At 36.6% G+C, this 23,948-nt stretch carries 26 protein-coding genes and 2 pseudogenes; 21 read left to right on the top strand and 7 right to left on the bottom strand.

Annotated features, from left to right (window positions below):
- Window positions 1-276: 276 nt before the first annotated feature.
- The 8 genes from LRP84_RS19665 (at window position 277) to LRP84_RS19630 (ending at window position 7,511) form a co-directional block, all read left to right on the top strand.
- Window positions 277-855, top strand: coding sequence for a MarR family winged helix-turn-helix transcriptional regulator (locus LRP84_RS19665; RefSeq protein WP_230576618.1), 579 nt, complete (start codon window positions 277-279; stop codon window positions 853-855).
- The gene (locus tag LRP84_RS19660; RefSeq protein WP_437438795.1) at window positions 848-1,144 is read left to right on the top strand and encodes a hypothetical protein; all 297 of its coding nucleotides are present in this window, start codon (window positions 848-850) and stop codon (window positions 1,142-1,144) included. Before LRP84_RS19665 ends, LRP84_RS19660 begins: the two co-directional genes overlap by 8 nt.
- Window positions 1,145-1,231: 87 nt before the next feature.
- Window positions 1,232-1,471: an ATP-binding cassette domain-containing protein gene (locus tag LRP84_RS19655; RefSeq protein WP_302850627.1), complete on the top strand. Its 240-nt coding sequence runs from the start codon at window positions 1,232-1,234 to the stop codon at window positions 1,469-1,471.
- Window positions 1,472-1,670: 199 nt separating this feature from the next.
- Window positions 1,671-3,119 (top strand): M36 family metallopeptidase, encoded by a 1,449-nt coding sequence (locus LRP84_RS19650; protein WP_230576629.1) that lies wholly within the window; start codon window positions 1,671-1,673, stop codon window positions 3,117-3,119.
- Window positions 3,120-3,715: 596 nt separating this feature from the next.
- Window positions 3,716-4,912 carry a multidrug effflux MFS transporter gene (locus LRP84_RS19645; RefSeq protein WP_230576628.1) on the top strand — a complete coding sequence of 399 codons (1,197 nt, stop codon included), beginning with the start codon at window positions 3,716-3,718 and terminating at the stop codon, window positions 4,910-4,912.
- Between the two features lie 192 nt (window positions 4,913-5,104).
- The gene (locus LRP84_RS19640; protein WP_230576617.1) at window positions 5,105-5,806 is read left to right on the top strand and encodes an MgtC/SapB family protein; all 702 of its coding nucleotides are present in this window, start codon (window positions 5,105-5,107) and stop codon (window positions 5,804-5,806) included.
- 203 nt (window positions 5,807-6,009) lie between these two features.
- Window positions 6,010-7,269, top strand: a complete 1,260-nt coding sequence (ilvA, locus tag LRP84_RS19635; protein WP_230576616.1) for a threonine ammonia-lyase IlvA — start codon at window positions 6,010-6,012, stop codon at window positions 7,267-7,269.
- A 14-nt stretch (window positions 7,270-7,283) separates the two neighbouring features.
- Window positions 7,284-7,511: a hypothetical protein gene (locus LRP84_RS19630; protein ID WP_098310186.1), complete on the top strand. Its 228-nt coding sequence runs from the start codon at window positions 7,284-7,286 to the stop codon at window positions 7,509-7,511.
- 36 nt (window positions 7,512-7,547) lie between these two features.
- On the opposite strand, the gene LRP84_RS19625 is transcribed toward LRP84_RS19630, so the two are convergent.
- Window positions 7,548-8,969 (bottom strand): ArsB/NhaD family transporter, encoded by a 1,422-nt coding sequence (locus tag LRP84_RS19625; RefSeq protein WP_335379661.1) that lies wholly within the window; start codon window positions 8,967-8,969, stop codon window positions 7,548-7,550.
- A gap of 173 nt (window positions 8,970-9,142) precedes the next feature.
- Here LRP84_RS19625 and LRP84_RS19620 point away from each other — a divergent pair, with 173 nt between their 5' ends.
- The 8 genes from LRP84_RS19620 (at window position 9,143) to LRP84_RS19585 (ending at window position 15,732) form a co-directional block, all read left to right on the top strand.
- Window positions 9,143-9,493, top strand: a complete 351-nt coding sequence (locus tag LRP84_RS19620) for a YojF family protein (protein WP_230576614.1) — start codon at window positions 9,143-9,145, stop codon at window positions 9,491-9,493.
- An 11-nt stretch (window positions 9,494-9,504) separates the two neighbouring features.
- Window positions 9,505-10,170 carry a bacillithiol biosynthesis deacetylase BshB2 gene (bshB2, locus tag LRP84_RS19615; RefSeq protein WP_230576613.1) on the top strand — a complete coding sequence of 222 codons (666 nt, stop codon included), beginning with the start codon at window positions 9,505-9,507 and terminating at the stop codon, window positions 10,168-10,170.
- A gap of 140 nt (window positions 10,171-10,310) precedes the next feature.
- Window positions 10,311-10,568: a YuzF family protein gene (locus tag LRP84_RS19610; RefSeq protein ID WP_230576612.1), complete on the top strand. Its 258-nt coding sequence runs from the start codon at window positions 10,311-10,313 to the stop codon at window positions 10,566-10,568.
- A 77-nt stretch (window positions 10,569-10,645) separates the two neighbouring features.
- On the top strand, window positions 10,646-11,542 hold the full coding sequence (locus LRP84_RS19605; protein ID WP_230576611.1) for a manganese catalase family protein: 897 nt from the start codon (window positions 10,646-10,648) through the stop codon (window positions 11,540-11,542).
- A gap of 451 nt (window positions 11,543-11,993) precedes the next feature.
- The gene (locus LRP84_RS19600) at window positions 11,994-12,545 is read left to right on the top strand and encodes an ECF-type riboflavin transporter substrate-binding protein (RefSeq protein ID WP_230576610.1); all 552 of its coding nucleotides are present in this window, start codon (window positions 11,994-11,996) and stop codon (window positions 12,543-12,545) included.
- Between the two features lie 10 nt (window positions 12,546-12,555).
- Entirely contained in the window at window positions 12,556-14,250 is a 1,695-nt protein-coding gene (locus LRP84_RS19595; RefSeq protein WP_230576609.1) for an energy-coupling factor transporter ATPase, read from the top strand.
- Window positions 14,251-14,255: 5 nt separating this feature from the next.
- On the top strand, window positions 14,256-15,074 hold the full coding sequence (locus LRP84_RS19590) for an energy-coupling factor transporter transmembrane component T family protein (protein WP_230576627.1): 819 nt from the start codon (window positions 14,256-14,258) through the stop codon (window positions 15,072-15,074).
- A gap of 223 nt (window positions 15,075-15,297) precedes the next feature.
- Complete coding sequence (locus tag LRP84_RS19585) at window positions 15,298-15,732, top strand: NUDIX hydrolase (RefSeq protein WP_230576608.1); 435 nt, start codon at window positions 15,298-15,300, stop codon at window positions 15,730-15,732.
- A gap of 183 nt (window positions 15,733-15,915) precedes the next feature.
- Here LRP84_RS19585 and LRP84_RS19580 read toward each other — a convergent pair whose 3' ends face one another.
- Window positions 15,916-17,577 (bottom strand): M4 family metallopeptidase, encoded by a 1,662-nt coding sequence (locus tag LRP84_RS19580; RefSeq protein WP_230576607.1) that lies wholly within the window; start codon window positions 17,575-17,577, stop codon window positions 15,916-15,918.
- Between the two features lie 421 nt (window positions 17,578-17,998).
- Here LRP84_RS19580 and LRP84_RS19575 point away from each other — a divergent pair, with 421 nt between their 5' ends.
- Window positions 17,999-18,508 carry a GNAT family N-acetyltransferase gene (locus LRP84_RS19575; protein ID WP_230576606.1) on the top strand — a complete coding sequence of 170 codons (510 nt, stop codon included), beginning with the start codon at window positions 17,999-18,001 and terminating at the stop codon, window positions 18,506-18,508.
- A gap of 49 nt (window positions 18,509-18,557) precedes the next feature.
- Window positions 18,558-18,830 (top strand): annotated as a pseudogene (locus LRP84_RS19570) (aminoacyl--tRNA ligase-related protein); the annotation flags it as partial.
- 39 nt (window positions 18,831-18,869) lie between these two features.
- Here LRP84_RS19570 and LRP84_RS19565 read toward each other — a convergent pair.
- The 5 genes from LRP84_RS19565 to LRP84_RS19545 all read right to left on the bottom strand — a co-directional run bounded on the left by LRP84_RS19565 (window position 18,870) and on the right by LRP84_RS19545 (window position 22,096).
- Complete coding sequence (locus LRP84_RS19565; protein ID WP_230576605.1) at window positions 18,870-19,334, bottom strand: DMT family transporter; 465 nt, start codon at window positions 19,332-19,334, stop codon at window positions 18,870-18,872.
- 13 nt (window positions 19,335-19,347) lie between these two features.
- On the bottom strand, window positions 19,348-19,770 hold the full coding sequence (locus LRP84_RS19560; RefSeq protein ID WP_230576604.1) for a DMT family transporter: 423 nt from the start codon (window positions 19,768-19,770) through the stop codon (window positions 19,348-19,350).
- Window positions 19,771-19,920: 150 nt separating this feature from the next.
- On the bottom strand, window positions 19,921-20,367 hold the full coding sequence (locus tag LRP84_RS19555) for a MarR family winged helix-turn-helix transcriptional regulator (protein ID WP_098308560.1): 447 nt from the start codon (window positions 20,365-20,367) through the stop codon (window positions 19,921-19,923).
- Window positions 20,368-20,769: 402 nt separating this feature from the next.
- Window positions 20,770-21,960 carry an MFS transporter gene (locus tag LRP84_RS19550; protein ID WP_230576603.1) on the bottom strand — a complete coding sequence of 397 codons (1,191 nt, stop codon included), beginning with the start codon at window positions 21,958-21,960 and terminating at the stop codon, window positions 20,770-20,772.
- Window positions 21,953-22,096, bottom strand: coding sequence for a hypothetical protein (locus tag LRP84_RS19545; protein WP_230576602.1), 144 nt, complete (start codon window positions 22,094-22,096; stop codon window positions 21,953-21,955). The genes LRP84_RS19550 and LRP84_RS19545 overlap by 8 nt, the downstream gene beginning before the upstream one ends.
- 232 nt (window positions 22,097-22,328) lie before the next feature.
- Here LRP84_RS19545 and LRP84_RS19540 point away from each other — a divergent pair, with 232 nt between their 5' ends.
- From LRP84_RS19540 to LRP84_RS19530, 3 genes and pseudogenes are all read left to right on the top strand, one after another.
- Complete coding sequence (locus tag LRP84_RS19540; RefSeq protein WP_230576626.1) at window positions 22,329-22,907, top strand: TetR/AcrR family transcriptional regulator; 579 nt, start codon at window positions 22,329-22,331, stop codon at window positions 22,905-22,907.
- A gap of 246 nt (window positions 22,908-23,153) precedes the next feature.
- On the top strand, window positions 23,154-23,270 hold the full coding sequence (locus tag LRP84_RS19535) for a YjcZ family sporulation protein (protein WP_230576601.1): 117 nt from the start codon (window positions 23,154-23,156) through the stop codon (window positions 23,268-23,270).
- A 494-nt stretch (window positions 23,271-23,764) separates the two neighbouring features.
- A pseudogene (locus LRP84_RS19530) lies at window positions 23,765-23,948 on the top strand (IS4 family transposase); the annotation flags it as partial.

Raw genomic sequence — 23,948 nt, 5'->3', positions numbered from 1 at the left:
TTCGTTAAGCTTTTGGTGCAATCTTTAACAAAACTTTTTAAATGTAGGGTAGTGCTTTGAGAAAAAAGAAAAATCTTTAAACAAAAGAAATCCTTACTTTCGAAACAAACAGTGGGGATTTTTTGCATTTAAACGGACTTAGGAAAATGAATAAAAAATCGTTGTTTATTCAAGAAAAGTTAGTTCAAGTGAAATTGATCACCATGTTGACATGTTTTTAAGGGATATGGTATTTTAAATTTGTAAACATGGTGACTAATATAAGGGGAGCTAAAAATGGATATCAACTTCTTAATGAAAGAACTGCATTTTATGCAGCAAAGTTACGCGACTTTGTTTTCGGTTGTCAATAAGATTCAAACTCGGGGGGACGAATACATGGAGATATTAACTGCCCGACAACATATGGCTCTGATTGCTATTGCACATTTGCCAATCGAAAGCACTACACTTATTAATATCGCTAAAAAGCTAGGTACAACAAAGCAAACTGCTAACAAGTTGACTACAAGCCTTGTGAAAAAAGGTTATGTTAAAACTATGCCGAGTAAAATGGATAAACGTTCTATCAATATCGAGATTACCCCTGAAGGAAAAAAAGCGTTAATTGCTTGTTCGGAAAAGTCTACCTATTTTTTAGCGGATATGTTTCACGATTTCACAACTGACGAAATTAAAACATTTTGGGAATTATTACAAAAGCTCTATCGCTTCGACGGCGAAGAACAAGACGGTTTTGAAGAAAATGCAAATCTTGAAGTTGATGAGCAGGCACAGTTAAACTCAGATAGTTATCAGGAAAAAGTTTTGGCTGAGTTTTCAAAACGTCGATATGGGGGTGCGAATTGTGAATGAATCCTATATTAGTAATATGCTTCATCAGAAAGCAAAAGATACTGAGAATAAGATTAAAGAAAAAACCTATTATGTTAAGAATACAGTCCGGCAATCTATTTCTCAGGCCAAGCATAAATTTCACCGCAATAAGAAACTAAACCGGATTGGCAATTGTGTATCAATTGCCATTGCGCTACTCATCATCGCCGCTTCTTGGCTAACCGCAACAAATTGGCTATTTTGGATAGGTGTAGCAAGCATTGTAAGTAATGCTTTATTGCTCATTATTAATGTTATCAAAAAATGATCTAAGAAAGTAATACATACTATGGATACTATTGTTTCAATAAATAATCTGTAAAAAAGCTAACAGTCAAAAAAAGCTGTAGCAGGTATTAGCTTTTCAATTCAGAAAGGAGAAATCCTCGGTCTTTTAGGGCGGCCAGACGAAGCAGAGAAAAGCACTACAAGTAACATTCTAGCTACTGTGCTATCCCCGGATAATGACGAAGTGCAAATTTTAGGGCGTGACTTGATTCATGAAGCTAAATTCATTAAACAAGGGATTGGCATTGTTCCACAAGACATTGCCGTATTTGAAGAAATAACAGCAGAACAAAATGTAAGTTTGTAAGAAAGCTTCTAAATTTCTGTTTTATGAAAAATTATTGAGAAAATCTTACTTTTACTGATTATATAGAAAATAGAAAGGTAAAATATTATCTCTTCTAGAATTATTCGTACATTCGAAATAACTCTAGAAGAGGAGAGTGATAGTTTTGTTGAAAAAAGTTGTCGCGGTTGCAACGGCAATTCCGTTGGTTTTTGGTATTATGTCCACTGCTTCTGCAGTAGAGGAAACACAAGTAAAGGTACAGGCAGTTTCGCCTCAAGTACAGGCAACCGAATATTTAAAAGCGAACGCTGCTCAGTATTCTTTAAAGGCGGATTTATCAGATTTGCAATATGTTTCTACGACAGATACACAGGTGGCATCTTATGTTAGATTTCAACAAACAGTAAATGGATCTCCTGTGTTTTCTAGGCAAGTAACCGTTACGCTCAATAAAGGAGGACAAGGTATATTAGCAGTTTCGGATTACCTTCCTGTACAGAGCGTCAAGCAAATTAAGCAGAAATTGAGTGAAAAGGAAGCAGAAGGCAAATCTAGTCAGTATATTGAAGCTGACGATCCAAATCTATGGGCTCCAACTACGCGTGAGTTCGGGTATATAGTCGAAGAAGGTGTGGCAATTCCAGCGTATCGGGTTGTTATCCACTCTCAAAAGCCGTTCGGTGCGTGGGAAACATTTATTGATGCGGAAAACGGAAAACTGCTTAAGAAAAAAGACTTAAACCGAAAAGCAGAAGGGCAAGGAAAAGTGTTCCTGCCAAATCCTGTAGCAACGAGTGGAAGTTTGGTTGGACTGACTGACAATAATGATGCAGACTCTACTGGATTGAATAATCAACTAAAAACGGTCACTTTAAAAGGACTTAATGGATCAGGATATTTAATTGGAGACTATGTGACGATTACGTCGAAAGTAAAAACGTATTCTGCCTCTCTTCAATATAATTACACACGTTCAAATGATAGATTTGAAGATGTTATGACATATTATCACATTGATACTTTGCAACGGTATATACAACAGCTAGGCTTTAATAATATTAACAATCGTTCTATTAAAGCGAATGTGAATACATATAAAGCCGATAATTCTTTTTATTCCCCTTCGACTAAGGCGCTGACATTCGGTTCCGGCGGAGTTGATGATGCGGAAGATGCAGGGGTTATTGCTCATGAATATGGTCATTCTATTCAAGATAATCAAGTTCCTGGGTTTGGGAATTCTTCAGAAGGTGGAGCCATGGGAGAAGGCTTTGGGGATTTCTTGGGAGCTACTTATGAAGATGCTGTATCAGGAACAAGTTATGGAAAAGCGTGTATCGGAGAATGGGATTCGACTTCTTATTCAAATACGAACCCAACTTGTCTTCGCAGATTGGACGATAATAAAGTGTATCCAAAAGACATTGTAAATGAAGTTCATGCGGACGGCGAAATTTGGTCGCAAGGTGAGTATGATATGGCGCAAGCTTTTGGCCGCGATATTGCGACAAAAATCATTTTGCAATCGCATTGGTCCCTTACTCCTAACGCTACGTTCCGTGACGGTGCGAGAGCGATTAAACAAGCGGATGCTCTTCTTTACGGAGGACAGCATGGCGCGGAAATTGATCGTATTTGGACAGCGCGAGGCATCAGTACGAATTAGGAATTGTCAGGAGTGTTTTGTCTAAGTAGGTCATGTTGTTTTCAGTGAAGCAGAATTTTATTGTTAACAAAGAGCGAATTATAATAGAAGATAAGACAACAATGTATACTTGTTATAGTGATACGTATGAGAAGCCGCTGACAAATGTAGAGGGGATTTGAATGGAATTCTAGAAGATAAAAGGATATCGACATTTGTTGATATCCTTTTTGATATTGTTGAATTGGAAAAATATCGGATAAATGTGTTGACAAAAAACAATCGTGTAACTAATACAGTTACATCTTGTCTGTTATTCTATACTCTTATTTATTGAAGTAATTGAACAAGGTATAAGCAATTTGAAACATAAAGTGAAACTTCTATATAATAGGGTTTTTTCTTTATCCCGCATTAACGGGCAGTAAGACCCCCACCTCAAGATTGAGAGAGAAGCGAGGAAGATAGGTGGGGGCTAACTGCCCGTAAAAGCCCGATTGGTTCAACTAACCATCAGTAGGGGATGAAAAAAACCCCACTGATGGAAGTTTCACTTTATCCCGCGTGCTAGTGGGAAGATAAAAAAGGGGGTTATATGATTGCAAACAGAATTACAAATGAAAGTACAAGTCGCAAAAGATAAGCGAATCATCCTAGCGATTATTCTTGGAAGCTTATCTGCGATTGGTCCGCTTTCTATTGATATGTACCTTCCGGCTTTTCCAGCTTTAACAAACGATTTGCATGCGACAAGTGCACTTACGCAGTTAAGTTTAACTGCATGTTTGTTAGGAATTGCGTTAGGTCAATTGTGGGTTGGTGCATGGAGTGACCGTCAAGGGAGGAAGAAACCGATTGTAATTGGTCTTGTTATTTATGCAGCTGCTTCCTTCTTATGTGCGTTGACACCGTCTGTATGGTTACTGATCGTATTACGTTTTATTCAAGGTGCAGCTGGTTCAGCAGGGATTGTACTTTCGCGTGCTATTGTTAGAGATTTATATACGGGATCGGAGCTTACAAAATTCTTTTCTGCTTTAATGCTAGTAAATGGAGCGGCTCCGATTTTTGCGCCTATTATGGGCGGACAAATTTTAAACTTTGCTTCTTGGCACTGGGTGTTTATTGTGTTAGGTGTATTAAGTGGACTTATGTTATTAAGTGTTATTTTTATTTTGCCAGAAACGTTACATGAAGAGAAAAGAACAGCAGGCGGATGGGGAGAGAGTTTATCTCATTATAAACGTTTATTACAAGATCGCGTATTTATGGGATATGCACTTTCTCAAGGGTTTATCACAGCAGCGATGTTTGCTTATATTTCAGGATCACCATTTGTTATTCAAAATATTTTTGGTGCTTCGCCGCAATTATATAGCTTATTTTTTGCGATTAATGGTTTTGGTATTATTATTGCATCTCAAGTTACAGGACGCTTGGCAGGGCGGATTAAAGAACGTACTTTATTAGTAGCTGGACTTCTCTTTGCATTGCTAGGAGGCATCACTCTTCTTCTTATTATTTTGCTGGCACCTTCTTTAATAGGAGTGTTAATCTGCTTCTTTATTATTGTTTCTAGCGTAGGGATTGTTGGGACGACTGGATTTACGTTAGCGATGCAGAAGCAGCAGAAAGCAGCAGGAAGCGCCGCAGCTTTATTAGGACTTTTACCTTTTATATCTGGCGCTGTAGTAGCACCTTTAGTTGGTATTCAAGGAGAACAGACAGCTGTACCGATGGGAATTACAATTGTTTGTTGTCATATCGGTGCAATGCTTAGCTTTATCATTTTAACAAGGCGAAAAAATAATTGAAAATTTTATACACAATAATATTAGAAACTTTTTATTTTGATTGTACGTGTAAGGTTAAATGTGCAGGAAACTTATAGAAGAATAAATAGTAGCTAGCTTTATGAAATTGATGTTAATGAGAATTAAGGTACAATATAAAAAGGAGGATTTTATATAGAATTCTCCTTTATACATAGATAGAGGTGAAAAAAGATGATGCTGCAAGAGATGGCACTTCGTATATTTGTAGCTATATTGGCAGGAGCACTTATTGGAACAGAACGCCAGTGGCTTCATCGTATGGCAGGATTAAGAACGAATGCTTTGGTTTCATTAGGAGCATGCTTGTTTGTTTTATTGTCAGTTATTGTGACAGGGGAATCTAGTCCAACACGGATTGCAGCTCAAGTTGTTAGTGGAATTGGGTTTTTAGGCGGGGGCGTCATTATTCGAGACGGCTTTAGTATTCGTGGTTTGAATACTGCTGCAACATTATGGTGTTCTGCAGCTGTTGGGACTCTTGTCGGAGCAGGTTTTCTAACAGTAGCTATACTAGGGGCGTTTGGAGTTTTATTAGCTAATATTTTCCTTCGTCCAGTTGCATTATTTATGAATAAAAAATCAACTGATCAAATGCCAGAGAAAATGAATTATGCGATATCTGCAACATGCTCTAATAAAGACGAAGTGCATATTAGGTCGTTGCTAATGCAAGTGCTAAATACAGAAGGAATTGAGTTAAGAGAACTATATAGTGAAGAGGTTGAAGAAGGTAAAAAAATCATGATTCGAGCAGTTTTATATTGTGATGCTAAGAAAACAGCTTTTATTGAAAAAGTGGTGAATAGCCTTAGTTTAGAAGCAGGCGTTACAGCTACTGGATGGAAATCTATTTCTGGGCAAGAGGTTGATTAATAGCTTTTTTTATAAAATTAAAATAATAAATTTGGTACATGTCAAAGGTCAAATATTTAAAATGGAAACGCCATCATGAAAGGATGAATCAACACATGCACTGTGTTGATTCATTTTTTATTTAAACTCCATTTGAAATATTTAGATTATTCTGTATAATGTAAAACAAAACTTTTAAATCCTACAGTGAGGCGGTCAAAGATATGAAGAATGTGAAAGAAATGATCAAAATTGAAGATATTCTCGTTGCGTATAATACGTTAAAAGATGTGATTCGAAATACATCTTTAGAGCGAGATCCTATTCTATCAGAGAAATATCAATGTAACGTATATTTAAAACGAGAGGACTTACAAGTTGTTCGTTCTTTTAAAATACGCGGTGCCTATAACTGTATTAGCAATTTACCGATGGAAGAGTTGAAAAAAGGAGTTGTATGTGCTAGTGCGGGTAATCATGCACAAGGTGTAGCTTATACATGTCATAAATTACAAATTCCAGCAAAGATTTTTATGCCAAATACAACACCAAGTCAAAAAGTATCACAAGTGCGCTTTTTTGGAGGAGATTACGTAGAGGTGATGCTGCAAGGAGATACATTTGATAGTTCTTATGGGGAAGCAGTAAAATATTGTGAAGAGCAGAGATTAACATTTATTCATCCGTTTGATGATCCACATGTGATTGCAGGACAAGGGACGATTGGTGTAGAAATTCTACATGATACGGATTGTACAATTGATTACATGTTTATGGGAATTGGCGGAGGAGGCTTAGCAGCTGGAGTTGGAACATACGTAAAAGGAATTAGTCCTTTAACGAAAATTGTTGGGGTTGAACCAGAAGGTGCTGCTTCTATGAAAGAGGCGTTTGCGCAAGGAGAGGTTGTTAAGCTTCCGCATATTGATTCGTTTGTGGACGGAACAGCGGTCAAACAAGTTGGTTATCTTACATATGAAATTTGTAAACGTGTACTAGATGACATTGTCGCTGTACCAGAGGGGAAAGTGTGTACGACATTACTTGAACTTTATAATAAAAATGCAATTGTTGCAGAGCCGTCTGGTGCCCTGCCAATTGCAGCGCTTGATTTATATAAAGATGAAATTCGTGGAAAGACGGTTGTTTGTATCGTGAGTGGCGGCAATAACGATATTGATCGGATGCAGGAAACGAAAGAGAGATCGTTAATTTATGAGGGACTGAAGCATTATTTTATTATTAATTTTCCGCAACGTCCCCGTGCTTTGCGTGAGTTTTTAGATAACGTTCTCGGGCCTAATGATGATATCACCCGTTTTGAGTACACGAAGAAGAACAATAAAGATAATGGTCCGGCTCTAGTTGGAATTGAACTTCAGCAAAAAGAAGATTATGAGCCTCTTATTAGACGAATGGAAGAACAGGGCGTACGTTATATGGAAATCAATCACAATCCAACATTATTCAATTTATTGATCTAAAAGGGGTATTGAAAATGAATTTAGAAAAAAAGAAGTCAGGTGAAGAAGAAATAGCAGAGCTGAAAGAGCTTGTGAAAGAATTGCACGGTTCCATCCATCAACTGCAAGCAGAAGTGCAGCAACTGCGGCATGAAAGACCAGTTGTACAAATGAAAAAGGGAATTGAATGGACGCCAGCAATGATTGGTCAAGTTGGAGGTTTAATTTTAGGTGCTCTTGCAGTTATAGGTATCTTTTGGTGAAAAAGAAAGGTTTGCAGCTTATGCTGCAAACCTTTTCTACATTAAATAACGTAAATAAATATATGCATGTGATAATAGCAGTGCAACAATGGTTAATGGTAACCCAATTTTTAAGAAGTCCATGTAAGAGAAACCGTATCCTTCACGTTTTGCAATTCCTGCTACAACGACATTGGCAGAGGCGCCAATTAGCGTGCCATTTCCTCCTAAGCAAGCTCCAAGAGATAAAGCCCACCATAGTACTTCAATTTGCGGAGAATCCGGCGAAAGTCCAAGTCCGCTTGCTAAGTTTTGAATAAGCGGAATCATTGTTGCTACAAACGGAATGTTATCAATTGTGGCAGAAGCAGCACCAGATACCCATAAAATTAAGATGGATGCATAGCCAATATCTCCGTTTGTTACATCCAATACTTTCTGTGCAAGTGAGGAAATAAGTCCAATATCAACAAGTGCACCGACAAGAACGAATAAACCTGCAAAGAAGAAAATTGTTACCCATTCAATATGAGCAAATACATTTTCTATCTCGTGTTCTTTTACACCGATTAGCATTAAAAGGACAGCACCAGTCATCGCAATTACAGCAGCATCAACATGAATAATAGAATGAAGAATGAATCCAAGTATTGTTAATCCTAAAATCGATAAGGACTTAACGAGTAAGCTGCGATCACAAATGTAGTCTTTTTCATTCAAAGACATCAGTTTCTGAATTTGTTCGTCTGTTGTTTTTAATTTGTTGCGATACATAACATATAAAATAAGTAATGTAACGGCAGCAATAATAGCAACAATCGGTGCTAAATTCAGTAAAAACGCATTAAAATCAAGATGCTTATTTGCAGATCCAATCATAATGTTTGGAGGATCACCAATAAGTGTCGCTGTTCCGCCGATGTTAGAGAATAATACTTCTGAAATTAAATACGGAACAGGAGCTACCTTTAAAATACGTGTAATCGATAATGTAACTGGTACGACTAATAAAACGGTTGTTACATTATCTAAAAAGGCAGAACCAACTGCGGTTAAAAGGGATAGGAGCAGTAAAATTCGAATTGGTTTTCCGCCGGCTGCTTTTGCAGCTTTAATAGCCACATATTCAAAGACCCCAGATTGACTTGTAATATGTACGAGAATCATCATCCCAATTAATAGAGTAATGGTTTCCCATTGAATATGTGTAGTAAAGGCAGTATGTAAATCTACAATTCCCATAATAACCATAATGGCAGCCCCAAGCAAAGCAATGACAGCACGGTTAATTTTTTCTGAGATAATAAAGCCGTATGTTACTAAAAATACAGCAATGGCAAAGTAATATTGCCAGTTTGCAACTTCATGTGCTGAATGTTCCAATGTGTTCACCTTCTTTTTTAATATCCTATACATAGTTGTGTATAAAATTGTCGAAATACATTCCTCTGCATAAATTTCATTGTAGCAAATTCGCATACAGAAAGAAATGAAAATACAGAACACACAAAAAAAGATATGTAATTTCACATACCGTATTAAATATAAAAAATAAAAAGCAAAAAAATAGGCAAAGTAATCATTGTCCTCTATTATAAGAGATAGCAATTTACATTATTTTTTCGTAAACTGATTAAAAGAGGTGAAATCCGATGGAAATAATTACAGATACTTCTGTCGTACAAAACGAAATTGAACGTTTTCTAAATAATGATGTATACCTTCATTTAGAAACAACGAACGGTGCATATGCTTCGCATGTAAATGAAAAAACGATGACAGTTGGAGCATTTGTGCGTAATGCAGTAATTCGCTTTGAACGCGGTAAAATTACGGGAACGAATCCATACCGTATTGGTTTAAAAATGGAGAACGGCTGGGTATATGCAGAAGGTGTGACACATTGGGAAAAAGATGAGAAAAATCGTCTTTTATTAGCAGGTCATGATGAAAAAGGGCGTCTAGCAGTTGCGCTGCAATTAAGTTTAACGCCATTTGCATAAGGAGTGAGATTATGGAAAGACACGTACTTGTAGTATTTCCGCATCCAGATGATGAATCATTTGCAGCGGGAGGAACAATCCGTCAATATCGAAGTAATGGAATACCTGTTACGTATGCTTGTGGAACACTTGGGCAAATGGGACGTAACATGGGGAAAAATGTATTTGCAAATCGCGAAACGATTCCAAGCATTCGAAAGCAGGAATTAGAAGAAGCTTGCCAGGCAATGGGCATTGAAGACTTACGTTTACTTGGCTTCCATGATAAAACATTAGAATTTGAAGATGTTGAATTTGTAGCAGATAAAATTGAAGAAGTGATTCGTGATGTGAATCCTTCCTTAATCATCACATTCTATCCAGAGCACGGTGTACATCCAGATCATAACGCATTTGGACGCGCAGCTGTTCGTGCGGTAGAACGTATGCCAAAAGAAGAACGTCCAGTTATTCATGCAGTGGCGATTACGAAAAACCGTGAAGAAGTATTAGGAAAGCCAGATGTAATTAACAATATAAGTGACGTGTTAGAACAAAAGTTAGCAGCGCTTCGTGCGCATCGTTCGCAAACAGAAGCGATGTTAGAAGAGATGGAAGCAAAGCTAAAAAAACAAGACCCAGCGACATTAAAATGGTTACAAGGTGAACAATTTTGGACGTATAAATGGGAATCATAAGCTAGAAAAAATAAATTTTCCAGCTTATGATTCATAACGAGATGCTGCAATTATGGCATCTCGTTTTTTGTTAGATAGGCACATTTATCTAATCCCTCTCATACAATACAAGCGAATTGTAGAAAGAGGAGGTAATAATCATGGATTATTCACACGAAGATGTGTATGGAGACTTTCGAAATGGTTATCAATTGAGCGGAGAAGTGATTTCTAATGTTGATCCGTATGTTGTGCAAACGTTACAAATGATTGTTGGGAAAAATGTTGTTGTGGATACAATGCGTGGTAGCGTGCATGGCGTATTAAAAGCTGTCAAACCAGATCATATTGTAATTGAAGAAAAGGATACACCTTTCTTTATTCGCATGCAGCAAATTGTTTGGGTAATGCCGGAATGATAATACACATGAAACAACCTTTATCTTTCATACATCAGTAATGATGGCAACGATGAAGATAAGGGGGCTTCATACTGATGATTAAACGAATTGACAAGTTGATTATCCCACTCCCCGACCCGAAATATGCTGATGCAAACGCAGCGGCTGCGGTGCAAGAATTGTTAGGTGGCCGTTTTGGTGAGATGTCGACACTAAATACCTATATGTTTCAATCTTTTAACTTTCGCGGTAAGAAAAAATTAAAACCATTTTATGATTTAATTGCCAATATAACAGCAGAAGAATTTGCACATGTTGAATTGATTTCAAATGCAATTAATCTTTGCTTAACTGGAACAACGCATGCGGGAGATCCTAATATTGGAACAATGAAAGCTGCGAAAGATAAACGTAATACGCAGCACTTTATTTCAACCGCACAAACTACCCTTGTCGGTGATTCAATGGGAAAAGCATGGAGCGGAGATTATGTGTTTAATAGCGGAAATTTAATACTAGACTTATTGCATAACTTTTTCCTAGAATGCGGGGCACGGACAAATAAAATGCGTGTTTATGAAATGACAGATCATCCAACAGCGAAAGAAGCAATTGGATATTTACTTGTCCGCGGCGGCGTTCATGTTTTGGCATACGCCAAAGCGTTAGAAGTAGCAACAGGTGTTGATGTGGCAAAAATGCTCCCAATTCCAAACTTATCTAACAAAGTATTCGATGTGGCAAAACGCTTTGAAGATCAAGGTGCCCACTTAAAACTGTACCGTTTTAGTGATAATGATTACACAGACTTAAATAAAATTTGGAAAGGAAAGCACCCGGAAGATGGGCAACCGCTTCAAGTTATCGATGGTCCCCCGCAAGGTGCACCAATTCCAGACTTAGATGAATTGCCAGAAGAATTTGCCCCAGGGATATCACAGGAAGATTTCTTTGAAATTGTGAGAAGGTTACAGAGGTCGGCTGGGTTGTAGGGGAGAGGATTTGGAAAGAGATCCTAATACCCGTTATTAGGATCAGATAAATTATTATGCTTTATTTTGAATGGAAAAACCGATGTGAATTGGTTTTTCCATTTTTTTGTATTTGTTGATTTTTATCGAAGTAAAAATAGCTACGAAATTCATGAGTGTATTGGAAGATAGTGTATACCGGAAAGCCAAGTTCATCACACCTTAAGATTGAGCATGTAACAAACTATAGCCATATATGCTTATGCTTTATCAAACAAAAAGGAGATTTAGAACGTCGGATTCAATATGTGCAAAAAAATGGAACATATGAATTTTGAATGGATTCTCATTTTTTCAAACGGTATGTATGGTGAGCATAATTCACGCTGCTGCATCATATAAATTTGATAGCGTCTATGTAAATCATAGAAGTTATTCAAAGTAAATTTATATAACGAGAGGAGGACTATAAATGAATAAAACGCTTTCTACAAAATTAGTTGTTGCAATTGGAATTGGTTCAGCAATATACGGTGTATTAGGATTATGGGGATTTTCCATTGCACCGAATACTTTCATTAAACCAGCGCTTGCTTTATTAACGATTTTCGGTGCTATCTTTGGACCAATTGCAGCTTTATTAATTGGACTAATCGGTCATACAATCACAGATGCCATTGCCGGCTGGGGCATTTGGTGGGGCTGGGTGTTAAGCTCAGGAATTATTGGTTTATTTATGGGATTTGTCCAAAAGCGCTCTACATTTAGTGTGAAAAATGGAACGTACAGCAAAGGGGATATTACCCACCTTTCTATTACAGGTGTAATTGGTATTCTTTTAGGAATCGTCTTTGCAGGTGTATTTGACATTCTCATTATGGGCGAGCCGTTCGATAAGATTGTTATCCAAGTAGGCGGTGCGATTATCGCAGATGTTCTCGTGTTTTTCATCCTCGGTTTACCAATTGTGTTAGGACTTGCGAAAGCGAATAAAAAGAATACACAATTAAAAGTTGAAAAGTAGGAATATACATATGAAACCGATTATTTCTTTTGAAGAATTCACATTCCAATATAAAAACGTAGTTGAGCCGACGATACAGGATATTACCTTTCATATTTATCCTGGCGAAAAAGTGTTAATCGCTGGGCGAAGCGGATCAGGAAAATCTACATTAGCTCATTGTATCAATGGGCTCATTCCTTTTTCTTATGAAGGGACAAGTACAGGAAATCTTTCTGTATGTGGTATAGACCCTAGACATACGAGTATATTCGAGTTAAGTCAACGTGTAGGAACGATTCTACAAGACCAAGATTCCCAATTTATCGGATTAACAGTTGAAGAAGACGTTGCGTTTGCAATGGAAAATGATTGTGCGGAGCAAGGGGAAATAAAACAAATTGTAGAACGTTCGCTTAAAGAAGTAGACATGATTAAGTTTCATTCACATAGCCCTCACGATTTATCAGGGGGACAAAAACAGTCTATTTCTCTAGCAGGCGTACTAGCTACAAACACTGAGATTTTGCTATTTGATGAACCTTTAGCGAATTTAGATTCTGTAAGCAGCCAAAAAGCAATCCAACTTATGAAAAAGATTCATAGACAAACGAATGAAACAATCATTATTATTGAGCATCGCATTGAAGAAATGCTCGATCTCGACTTAGATAAAATCATTCTTTTGGAAAATGGCCGCATCGTAGCAATCGAAGCACCGACTGATATATTACAGACAAATGTTTTACAAAAAGTAGGGCTAAGGGAGCCTGTATACATAGAAGCATTAAAAACATTGGAATATCCATTCTTGAATGAAGAAGTTTATCCAATAGAAAATATTAATTCTCATACATTACATGAAACGTTATCAAAATGGATGTTACAAAACCCAATACATACAGCAATATCCGAAAAAGAATGTATATGTAAAATAGAAAATGTATCGTTTGTATATCCAAACAGTAATTTTGCATTGAAGGATGTATCTATGTCTATATACAAAGGTGAAGTACTCGCTCTTTTAGGAAACAACGGTGCTGGAAAATCAACATTTGCTCATATCATGACGGGAATGAAAAAAAAACATCGAGGTAAAATTCTTTTAGAAGGAACTGATATTACAACATGGTCAATCCGGAAGCGGGGAGAGGCCATCGCTTATGTGATGCAAAATCCTAATCACATGATTACACAAGCAACTGTTTGGGAAGAAGCTGCATTTGCTTTAAAACTGAAGAACGCTTCAGAAGAAATGCAGAAAATAGTAGAAAATGTATTACAAATTTGTGGTTTATATCCATTTCGAAATTGGCCGGTACAAGCATTAAGTTATGGACAAAAAAAGCGTTTAACGATAGCCTCGATTCTTGTTACAAATCCCAAACTTATTATTTTAGACGAACCAACTGCAGGACAAGATTATTTTCACTACAAAGAGTTTATGATGTTTATAGGAAAACTAGCGAAACGTGGAATAGCTTTTTTATTCATTACACATGATATGAACTTAGCGCTAGAATACGCCAATCGAGCGATTGTACTACATAACGGAGAAATCATTGCAGATGATACGGTAACTACCGTGTTGGTAAACGAGCGTATTTTAAAGCAGGCGAACCTCCGTGAGAGCTCACTTACTGGCTTAGCGAAACACGGGAATATGCCAATTCCGCAGCTATTTGTTCAATCTTATATGGAAGCAAGGAGGAGGGGCCATTCATGAGTAAGATGGGGACACTATACATAGAAGGTGAATCATATTTCCATCGTATGGATGGCGCTGTAAAACTAATCCTATTTATTATATGGATGATTCTCACATTTCTATTTTTTGATTTTCGTATTTTATTATGCTTATTTTTAATCGGCTGCATACTGCTAGGCATCGCAAAAATCCCAATGCGCAGCATGTTGATTATTTTTAGTGTTATTTTCACATTTAGTATTCTGAATTCCATCATGATTTTACTCATTACCCCAACACATGGATCGGAGATAACCGGTACATATACGTCACTTCTCCATATTGGCTATGCAACTATTACACTAGAAACTCTTTTTTATGCAATGACACTATCATTAAAATATTTTACCTTATTACCGTTTACACTTATTTTTATTTACACAACACACCCGAGTCAATTTGCAAGCAGCTTAAACAAAATTGGACTGCCTTATAAAATTGCTTACGCAGTTAATATTGCACTGCGCTACATTCCGAATATACAAACGGAATACGAACTCATTAAACATGCGCAGGAAGCAAGGGGGATTCCATTTCATAAAGGAGAAGCAACTTTTTTTCAACGCATTAAAAATCGAATGACGATTTTTTGGCCGCTTGTGATACATTCATTGGATCGAATTGATACTGTTTCGAATGCTATGGACCTACGCGGTTTTGGAAAAAAGGAGAAGCGAACTTGGTACTATAGGACGGAAATGCAGCCCCTTGATTATATGGCTCTTCTTATTGGGATTTGCATTTTGGTTATTGCTATTTATTTGAAACTCACAATTTTTTATTCATTTTGGTATCCTTTATGAACATTAAATGAATATTTGATGGCTTGCGTATAATAGATGCCAAATGAAAAAAGGGTATTATCCAAGTCAAAGAGTACTAGCCTTATATCTTGCAACTGTGTTTGCTCCTTTTAAGTTCCCCTTTTTAAAGAATTAATCGAGTCATTAATGCATTCTTTACTTTGTTTTTAGTATAATTGATATAGCTATCAGTAGGAAAAAATTTCAAAAGGGGGAGTTGTTTTTGAAAAGAGTTAACGTGGTTTCTGCTTTCATTCAGGATGGCAATGATAATATATTAATAGTTAAAAACATAAAGAGTGATTCTTTTTATTGGAGTCTTCCAGGTGGGGCAGTTGAAGGGGAAGAGACTTTAGAACAGGCTGTAATCCGTGAAGTAAAAGAGGAAACAGGGTTTAATATTGTTGTTACTGGATTGAGTTCCGTTAGAGAAGTGTTCTTCGAAGAACGAGGTCATCATGCTTTAATCATTACTTTTCATGCAAAAATCATTGATGGTGAAATAAACATCAATGACCCTGATAATGATATTGTTGAAGTAAGGTGGGCAAATAGTGAAACAGTAAGGGAATTAATGCCATCTTTATATGAGAGGTTAAAAATAAATTCCGATATCAACAAAACATTGGCTTTCTATGCGTTTGAAGGTATCCAATAAAATCGAGAAAAGGTTAGCATACATAGGGACTTTGTTATAAACATAAGAGAATCGTTACTTTGATTGGTTTGGCTGTGGTGACTTGATTATATTAGAAAAAGGCGATTTATATACAAAGGAAGAGGCTGCCAAAAAGTTTCACTTTTGGAACAGCCTCTTTCACTATATAAAGGGGAGTGGAACCTATTTTACACCAACTGCATCATATGACTGCTTCACAGCTGCCACTTCTGCAGAGTTTGCGCCGTATAAATCAGCTGCTGCTTGTACTAAGGCAGCACGTGCTTGACTAAAAGTTGCAGATTCAGTTAAGTATACTGTATTTGCACGATAGTAGATTGCACCTACTTTATCTTTACCAACGCCATTCACTGTTACACCATAATGTGTACCGCCATTTGCTAATAAGTAAGCAGCTTTATTGATAATACCGCTATTTGTATGGACGCCGCCATTATCGCTCGTTCCAGTATAACGTTTAGAGTAATGATCTGGGTCACCATATTTTGTTGGATCGCTCATAGAACGAAGCGCATCCCCAGCTTTCCCAGGTGTATAAATATCCTCTCCAACTTCCCAATCTGGGTTACGGTTATCATAGTATTCTACTAACGTACCAAAAATATCAGAAATTGCTTCATTTAATGCACCAGACTCATTTTGATAAATGAGGTTTGAACTATATTCTGTCACGGCATGTGTTAATTCATGTCCGACAACATCGATACCACCGGAAAATGCAATAAATGTAGATCCATCTCCATCACCATAGACCATTTGCGATCCATTCCAGAAGGCATTGTTATAATTTTTGCCATAGTGAACCGTAGATTTTAACAGTGCACCAGCATCGTTATAAGAATTGCGGTTAAAGGTGTTTTTGTAATAATTATATGTTACACCTGCATAATAATGTGCATCCACTGCTGCTGCATCACGGGTAGCATTCAAGATGTTATCCGCATCTGCCCATAACGTTCCCGGCAATCTTGTTCGGTTGTTCCCATTGTATGTGTAAATTGTTGCACCGCGTGTATTATCTTGTAAATAATAACTAGATCCAGAGAGTGTTGTATTAATAGACTTTGTATCGCCTAATACCCCTTTACCAGTTCCTATTGTATTTGTACCCGTTACAGGTTTACTTGGAGCCGTATTGTCATTTGTTGCATTATGGATTGTATTATATTTGTTTAAAACTTTACCGCTATCAGCTTCAATGAAATAATAATAGTTTCCTGGCTCTGGATCTAAGAAGTTCAACTTTACAACATATGCATATGTTGTTTCCTCGCCATTTTGATATACATATAAATCCGCAGACGGCTCTACTTCATATTTTGGAGTGAATCCTAGGTCTTGTTGTGCAATTGCAATCGCTTTTTTTTCTTCAATTTTATTTTTGTTTTTCAACTTCTCTTTCTTATCTAAATCAGGTGCAACTGTTCCTGATACAACTTTTAATACACCATCTTTTCCAACATGAGCTACTTGAGTAGAGCCCCATACCGGTACACCTTCATACATTTGCTGTAAACGGATAACTGTTGCTTCTCCAACAGGATCTTTTATAACCTTTTGTACTTTAAAAGATTCTTCTGCACTTTTCTCGCCTAGTTTATAATCTTTTTTAGAAGTATTTAAATAATCAAATACAACAGATTCTGCCTTCTTTCCTGATGCACTTGTTAGATTACCTGATATAAACTCTGGGGATTGTACTGTCTCATTGTATTTCTTTGTGGAAAGTACGTTCTTTGAATCTGCAAATGCAGAGCTTGTCCCTCCAAACGTTGTCACTGCCATTCCAGCCGCTAACACAAACGCTAGACTTTTTTTCTTCATTATTTTTTTCCCCCTAACAAAAATTTTAAAAAAAAGAGTAGCTTTATAGTAGCATTAAGTTTTCACTATTAAAATACTGAAAATTAAAATAATTTCTTTCTCAAGTTTTGTAGAATTTTGATGAACAATTTAAAAAAAGAAAAGCTGACTCGAAAAGTCGTTTTTCAACAACATTTGATTCAGCTTCTTTATTGTTTAAGTATCTATTAAGATTGATTAAAATCCTGTAAGAATGATAAAAAATGAAATAAACTCAATCTACTTTTGGGTATTAATAATTTTTTATGCATTTTGAAAGTCTGTGAAAGAAATTTAATAATAGTGATTCACGAATCATTTTCATAGCCCTAGATAGGAATCTTTACATTGTGTATAGAATATCCCAAAACAATCTTATTTTTTAGTTGAAGGAGATGTTGAAATGGAAGTAACTATTCGTCCCGTTCAGATACAGGATGCTAGCGCAATTCATCGTATTTGTATACAAGATGCGGTTTTACCATATATGGTTTTTATGCCAAGTATGCGAGTAGATGCTATGGAAAATAGAATTCGTAACTTAGGACCTAATCAATTTGAATTTGTTGCGGAGCTCGATGGGAATGTCGTTGGATTTGTAGGTTTAACACAAGGACAAGGCCGAAGATCACATTCGGGAGATATATTTATTGGCGTAGACAGTGAATATCATAAGAAGGGAATTGGGAAAGCATTACTTACAAAAATTCTCGATCTTACAGACAATTGGCTAATGCTTGAAAGAGTGGAACTTGGCGTTCTCGCAACAAATCCTGGTGCACAAGCGTTGTATGAAAAGTTTGGGTTTATGGAAGAGGGGATAAAGAAGGGAAATTTAAAGGCAAACGGTAAATTTATTGATGAAATTATGATGAGTCGTCTTCGTCCAAATGGTTTGCTCATACAAACCTGATTATTGTATAAAAAATAATTTCAATGGTTTCAAATCATTTACATAAACATATGACATTGAAGTGTGGTTACCAAGCTACGGGACATATCGTGAAATATCTTCTTGCTCAAACTGTGAAGATTTTCAAGCTCGTCGTGCAGGTATTCGTTTTCGTCGTACACAAGGTGCATAACCAGAATTTATGCATACATTAAATGGTTCTGGATTAGCGATAGGGTGTACAGTGGCAGCAATTTTTGAGAATTACCAACAAGAAGATGGCTTAGTTGTGATTCCGAAAATATTACGCTCATACATGGGTGGAAAAGAAGTTATCAAATAAGAAAAAGTAAATTTTAGGTGAAAATAACAGAAACAAGCCTCAGAAGGCTTGTTTCTTATTTTGAACAGGTATATCTGTTCGATCAATGATTAAATTATATGTGAGTCCCATTAATACTAATAAACCTCCAACGATCTTACCAACCGATAGTTCATGTGAATTGAAAAAATCAATGATAATTCCCATGCTTAATTGACCAGTAAAAATGAGTAATGTCAAATAGAAGGAAGATATTTTAGGGATAATATAGTTTGATAATCCAATTACGATAACACCTACTAATCCTCCTAAATAAGCGAAAAACGGTATGGATTGCAATGTTGTGTAGGACATGTTAAAAGATTCATTACTAAAAATTAAAAATAATAAAGAAAAAGCGAGACCAGTAATATAGTTGAAAAAAGTACCTTGGAAAATTCCAATTTGAGTTGCTAAGTTTGCATTAATTACTCTTGCGATTACAATGGAACATCCAGCTAAAATGGCAATACATATATATAACATCATTTACCCTCCGTTAAAAAATATTCATGATAAAAATTCCAGAAGCAATAAGTAGTAAGCCGACCATTTTCTTTTTTTCAAACTTCACAACTTTCATTCCTAATAATCCGAAATGATCGATGATAATAGAAGTAATCGATTGACCAAGTAAGCCTAAAGCGATAGTTAAGGATACACCGAGTTCCGAAAAGCTAATATTGTTAAATAGTACCGTGAACACTCCGATAGCTCCTGCGCTATATAAGTAGAGCGGGATTCCTTTTTGAATCTTAATTTTAAATTTACCAACTAGTAAAATGATAATAACCGCAATTAATCCAACAATATGAATAAGAACGCTGGCGTTATAGTTTCCTATAACTTCTGCTAAGATGCCGTTTAGTGGAAGCATAAGTGCGATAAAAGCACCAATAAGTGCGGAAAGTAATTTGTACATAGCGTTTCCCCCTTGCATTTTTAAGGTTAATTTATCATGATTGGATTAACGAGGATTATGACATATGTCATAATCCAGAGGGAATTTTTTACTTTTATTTAATTTATATTTAAGTAGGATATTACTAATTCGAGATATATGTTCAAAAACTTATAGTTCTTGCGCATAATATCCTAATTTTTTCAACTGTTCGATTATCACTTTTTTCTCACTAGAGTCCAAACCACCAAATATTTGCCGAATCGCCTCTTTATGCTGAGGGAAAATAGTATCCATCAATTCAATACCTTCTGAAGTAATTGACGCATACGTGACACGGCGGTCTTTAGGACATGGTTTTCGTATTAAGAACCTCTTCTTTTCCAACTTATCAACTACATACGTGATACTGCTACTTGCAAGTAATATTTTGTCTCCAATTTTTTGTATAGGCTGATCGCCTTTATTGTATAGTAACTCAAGAACTGCAAATTCAGTTGGATTAAGTCCATAACTTTTTATATCTTCTTCAATACGCTTTGTGATTGACTGTACTGCTCGTGATAATATAACAAATAACTTTAAAGATAAATTCTCATCATTATTAATCACACTCATAATCACCAATCCTTTGTAAAATGTTTCTAATTCGAGATTTATTATATGATCGTCAAAATATTATGTCAATAATTCATTTTAGTTTTAAAACCACTTATAATTTATTTCTCAACATGAGACGGATGGAATCGTAATAAGTCAATTGGTAATATATAGTCATCTCAATTACGTTATTTCTTTTAAAGAGAGCTTGTTTTTTGACACAAGCTCTTTTTTTATCATAGTCTACATAGAATTCAGAAACATTTTAAATGGTGAGTTTTGTACCCTTACAGCGATAGAGACAAAAAATCTGGTTCTGGTGCAAAAACCTCAAAACAATTGCAATTAATCTCTAAAGCTTGGACATACCAAAACTTAAGCAGTCAGACGAATCCTGACTGCTTAAGTTTAATTAAAGAACTATTTCTCTGTGGCAAAATAAAGCAGTGCTATGATCGGAAAAGCGATTCCCATCCATAATGCTGCACTCCATCCACCTGAGGCGTATGCCCATCCTCCGATAGAGGATCCAACAGCACCACCCAGAAAGAAAATAGCCATGAATAATCCGTTTAATCGACTACGAATTTCTGGCTCCAAAGAGAAAATTAAACGTTGACTAAGCACAAGGTTTGCGGATACTCCCATGTCCAACAGAATAGCTGCAACTACTAAAACAGCTATTCCAACGGGCGAGCTACTCTGAATCATGAGTGGTAGTAATAAAGAAACGATAACAACAGCGAGAGCTATCCCAGTGGCAAGCCGAGTCCATCCACGATCAGCTAGACGGCCACCTACTGGTGCAGCTATCGCACCCGCAATTCCGACAAGAGCATATAGTGCTATAGCTTTCTGAGAAAAATGAAAAGTAGGGCTAGACAATAATAACGGAACAGTAGTCCAGAATAAGCTGAAAGTCCCGAATACACACGCATGATAAATTGCGCGACGGCGTAAGAGCGGGGTAGTTCGCAGTAGTTTCCACATTGAACCGAGTAAGGCCGTATAGTTTGTGTTTGCCATTGGGCTCCTTGTAGGGAGTACTTTTGATAATACGATCGCTAAGAGAAGAATTACTGCCGCAGACAAGGCAAATATTGCATTCCATCCCCAAATGTCAGCTACTAGACTTGATATCGGACGCGACAGCATGATGCCAAGTAACAGACCACTCATGACATTACCAACAACGCGGCCGCGTGTAGCTTCTGATGCAAGGTATGACGCAAAAGGTACGAGGACTTGTGCTGCGACCGATCCCAATCCGATGAAGAATGAAGCCACTAGGAAAAGAATGCCGTGTTTCACAAATACTGTGGCAGTCAGGGCGACTGTACTTAGAAGTAAAGATATAACTACTAGCTTTCGGTTTTCAACAATATCTGCTAAAGGCACAAGAAATAGTAAGCCGACAACATATCCAATTTGAGTTAGCGTTACAATCAATCCAGCACTACTAGTAGAAAGCCCAATTGCAGAGCTAATTAACCCAACCAAGGGCTGTGCATAATAAAGATTAGCTACAATGATACCACATGCAGTTGCTAGAAGTATGGTTAACCCCGTTGAAATATCTTTATCAATTGTTTGATTTTTTAAATTAGACATAGTTAACTCCTCCTATACCATTATCCCGAAGTTCTTGGATCATCTTGGCAAATGCTGCCGCAGTGTCAGACACCATTTTACTAAATTGAGTCTGAACTACATCCAACTCTTCTTTCAAGACTTTCAATTGTGCCATCTCTCTCCTCTCCTTTCCCATGTATTATTTTGTAATAAGTTCTTGTGGAGTCTTAGGCTTAGTTGCATCAGTTAACATCGTAAGATTTTTTAACTATTAAATACTAAACGTTTAGTTCATTAATTAAAATAAATAATATACTAAACGTTCAGTTTTGTAAATGGTTATTTTATTTTTTAATCAAATTAAGTATACTAAACGTATAGTTTATATTTTGGAAGGAATGATTAATGTGCAAAGTAAAAGAGGTCGGCCGCGTAATGTCGAAACGCATAAGTCTATCCTTTCCGCATCCTATGAGTTATTGTTGGAAAAGGGCTTTAAAGCGGTCACGGTCGATAAAATTGCAGATCGTGCTAAAGTTAGCAAGGCCACGATTTATAAATGGTGGCCTAACAAGGCAGCCGTGGTAATGGATGGTTTTCTTTCTGCTACCGCTGCCAAATTGCCTGTGCCTGATACGGGCTCGGCATTAAATGATATTCTAATTCACGCCACGAGTTTAGCAAGGTTTTTGACAAGTCGGGAAGGGATCATTATTACGGAGTTAATAGGCGAAGGACAGTTTGATTCAAAATTGGCTAAGGAATATCGTACCCGATATTTTCAGCCCCGGCGACTCCAAGCTAAGCATCTTCTGGAGAAGGGAATTCAGAGAGGAGAATTGAAAGAAACTCTCGATATTGAATTAAGCATCGATCTCATTTACGGGCCGATTTTCTATCGTTTGCTCGTAACTGGCGAAAAGTTGGATGATTCCTATATGCATCATTTGGTGATGAATGCATTTGAAGGAATCCGATTGACCTGAATAACATTCGAACAAAAATTTATTTACCACGAAATTGCCGATTCTCCACTCTCTCGATATAAACCGTCATGACCTTTCATTACTTTAATATAGCTGAGCGATATCGACCACTGGAGAATCGAAGAGCACTTTTTGAATCTATACCTGACCGATAAACTGGGTTTCCAACCATATTAATGAATTGGATAGTGTGAATTTAGAGAGGTGACCCTTTGTTTTCCCCTCTTATCTAAAGGAGGAACTATTATGGGCTTTGGTGGTAGTTGTGGTAGTTGTGGTAGTTGTGGCTTTGCTGGAGGCTTCGCTTTACTCGTTATCCTCTTTATATTATTAATCATAGTTGGAGCTGCTTGCTTCTGCTAAAAAACAATCAGAAAAGACACTCTTATAAGTGTCTTTTCTTTATGAAAAAATCCCCACACAATGTGCAGGGATCAAACGTAAACAAATACTTTTTGAAGGAGCTACTTCATAATAGTACATCCATCCACCAGCAGCAAAACAGTAAAATCTTATTTTCTCTCTAGTAAAATAAGAACGGTACCCCATGAAATGATGATTATGTGTAAGGAAATAATAATTTAGGTAACTTACCCATAATATAAAAGCTCTGATTTACGGGGCTTTTTATTTTTTTCTCAATAAGTAATATGGATAAATGTAGTAAAATTATATTTGGATGGGAGTCCAATACATATTATTAAAATTAAAGTGGTTATCAAGTCGGAGTAAGGCACCTTATGGTGTCTTTTCTGGGGTACCGCCACATCACTATCAAGCTAAGGTTTTACACTACCCATAAAGCAAAAAAGGCGTTATCCTTTCTGTAGAATTATAAGAAAGGATGGCGTTTCTTTATGAATCTTTCGATTCTTGATGAACTTCAACCGATTGCTGAAGAATTACAACGACATATGTCTTCTCATGTTCTAGAACACTTATCCAAAGAAAAAGGATTCGTTCAGCGAAAGAGTAAATATCAAGCACAGGAGTTAGTTGCTTTATGTGTATGGCTTAGTCAACAGGTCGCAAGTACATCAC

It is taken from the genome of Bacillus rhizoplanae (genome assembly GCF_917563915.1).
Taxonomy (GTDB): domain Bacteria; phylum Bacillota; class Bacilli; order Bacillales; family Bacillaceae_G; genus Bacillus_A; species Bacillus_A rhizoplanae.
Note: the sequence above shows the minus strand (reverse complement) of the source record. Positions and strands in the feature narration are given on the sequence as shown.

Bases quoted from the DNA above. Each gene is read 5' to 3' on its own strand.
- LRP84_RS19575 (WP_230576606.1), top strand. From the start codon at position 17,999: ATGGAAGTAACTATTCGTCCCGTTCAGATACAGGATGCTAGCGCAATT.
- LRP84_RS19665 (WP_230576618.1), top strand. From the start codon at position 277: ATGGATATCAACTTCTTAATGAAAGAACTGCATTTTATGCAGCAAAGT.
- LRP84_RS19590 (WP_230576627.1), top strand. From the start codon at position 14,256: ATGGGGACACTATACATAGAAGGTGAATCATATTTCCATCGTATGGAT.
- LRP84_RS19610 (WP_230576612.1), top strand. From the start codon at position 10,311: ATGGATTATTCACACGAAGATGTGTATGGAGACTTTCGAAATGGTTAT.
- LRP84_RS19560 (WP_230576604.1), bottom strand. From the start codon at position 19,770: ATGTACAAATTACTTTCCGCACTTATTGGTGCTTTTATCGCACTTATG.
- LRP84_RS19640 (WP_230576617.1), top strand. From the start codon at position 5,105: ATGATGCTGCAAGAGATGGCACTTCGTATATTTGTAGCTATATTGGCA.
- ilvA (WP_230576616.1), top strand. From the start codon at position 6,010: ATGAAGAATGTGAAAGAAATGATCAAAATTGAAGATATTCTCGTTGCG.
- LRP84_RS19535 (WP_230576601.1), top strand. From the start codon at position 23,154: ATGGGCTTTGGTGGTAGTTGTGGTAGTTGTGGTAGTTGTGGCTTTGCT.
- LRP84_RS19650 (WP_230576629.1), top strand. From the start codon at position 1,671: ATGTCCACTGCTTCTGCAGTAGAGGAAACACAAGTAAAGGTACAGGCA.
- LRP84_RS19565 (WP_230576605.1), bottom strand. From the start codon at position 19,334: ATGTTATATATATGTATTGCCATTTTAGCTGGATGTTCCATTGTAATC.
- LRP84_RS19580 (WP_230576607.1), bottom strand. From the start codon at position 17,577: ATGAAGAAAAAAAGTCTAGCGTTTGTGTTAGCGGCTGGAATGGCAGTG.
- LRP84_RS19600 (WP_230576610.1), top strand. From the start codon at position 11,994: ATGAATAAAACGCTTTCTACAAAATTAGTTGTTGCAATTGGAATTGGT.
- LRP84_RS19555 (WP_098308560.1), bottom strand. From the start codon at position 20,367: ATGAGTGTGATTAATAATGATGAGAATTTATCTTTAAAGTTATTTGTT.
- LRP84_RS19620 (WP_230576614.1), top strand. From the start codon at position 9,143: ATGGAAATAATTACAGATACTTCTGTCGTACAAAACGAAATTGAACGT.
- LRP84_RS19545 (WP_230576602.1), bottom strand. From the start codon at position 22,096: ATGGCACAATTGAAAGTCTTGAAAGAAGAGTTGGATGTAGTTCAGACT.
- LRP84_RS19605 (WP_230576611.1), top strand. From the start codon at position 10,646: ATGATTAAACGAATTGACAAGTTGATTATCCCACTCCCCGACCCGAAA.
- LRP84_RS19550 (WP_230576603.1), bottom strand. From the start codon at position 21,960: ATGTCTAATTTAAAAAATCAAACAATTGATAAAGATATTTCAACGGGG.
- LRP84_RS19625 (WP_335379661.1), bottom strand. From the start codon at position 8,969: ATGCGAATTTGCTACAATGAAATTTATGCAGAGGAATGTATTTCGACA.
- LRP84_RS19595 (WP_230576609.1), top strand. From the start codon at position 12,556: ATGAAACCGATTATTTCTTTTGAAGAATTCACATTCCAATATAAAAAC.
- LRP84_RS19645 (WP_230576628.1), top strand. From the start codon at position 3,716: ATGAAAGTACAAGTCGCAAAAGATAAGCGAATCATCCTAGCGATTATT.
- bshB2 (WP_230576613.1), top strand. From the start codon at position 9,505: ATGGAAAGACACGTACTTGTAGTATTTCCGCATCCAGATGATGAATCA.
- LRP84_RS19630 (WP_098310186.1), top strand. From the start codon at position 7,284: ATGAATTTAGAAAAAAAGAAGTCAGGTGAAGAAGAAATAGCAGAGCTG.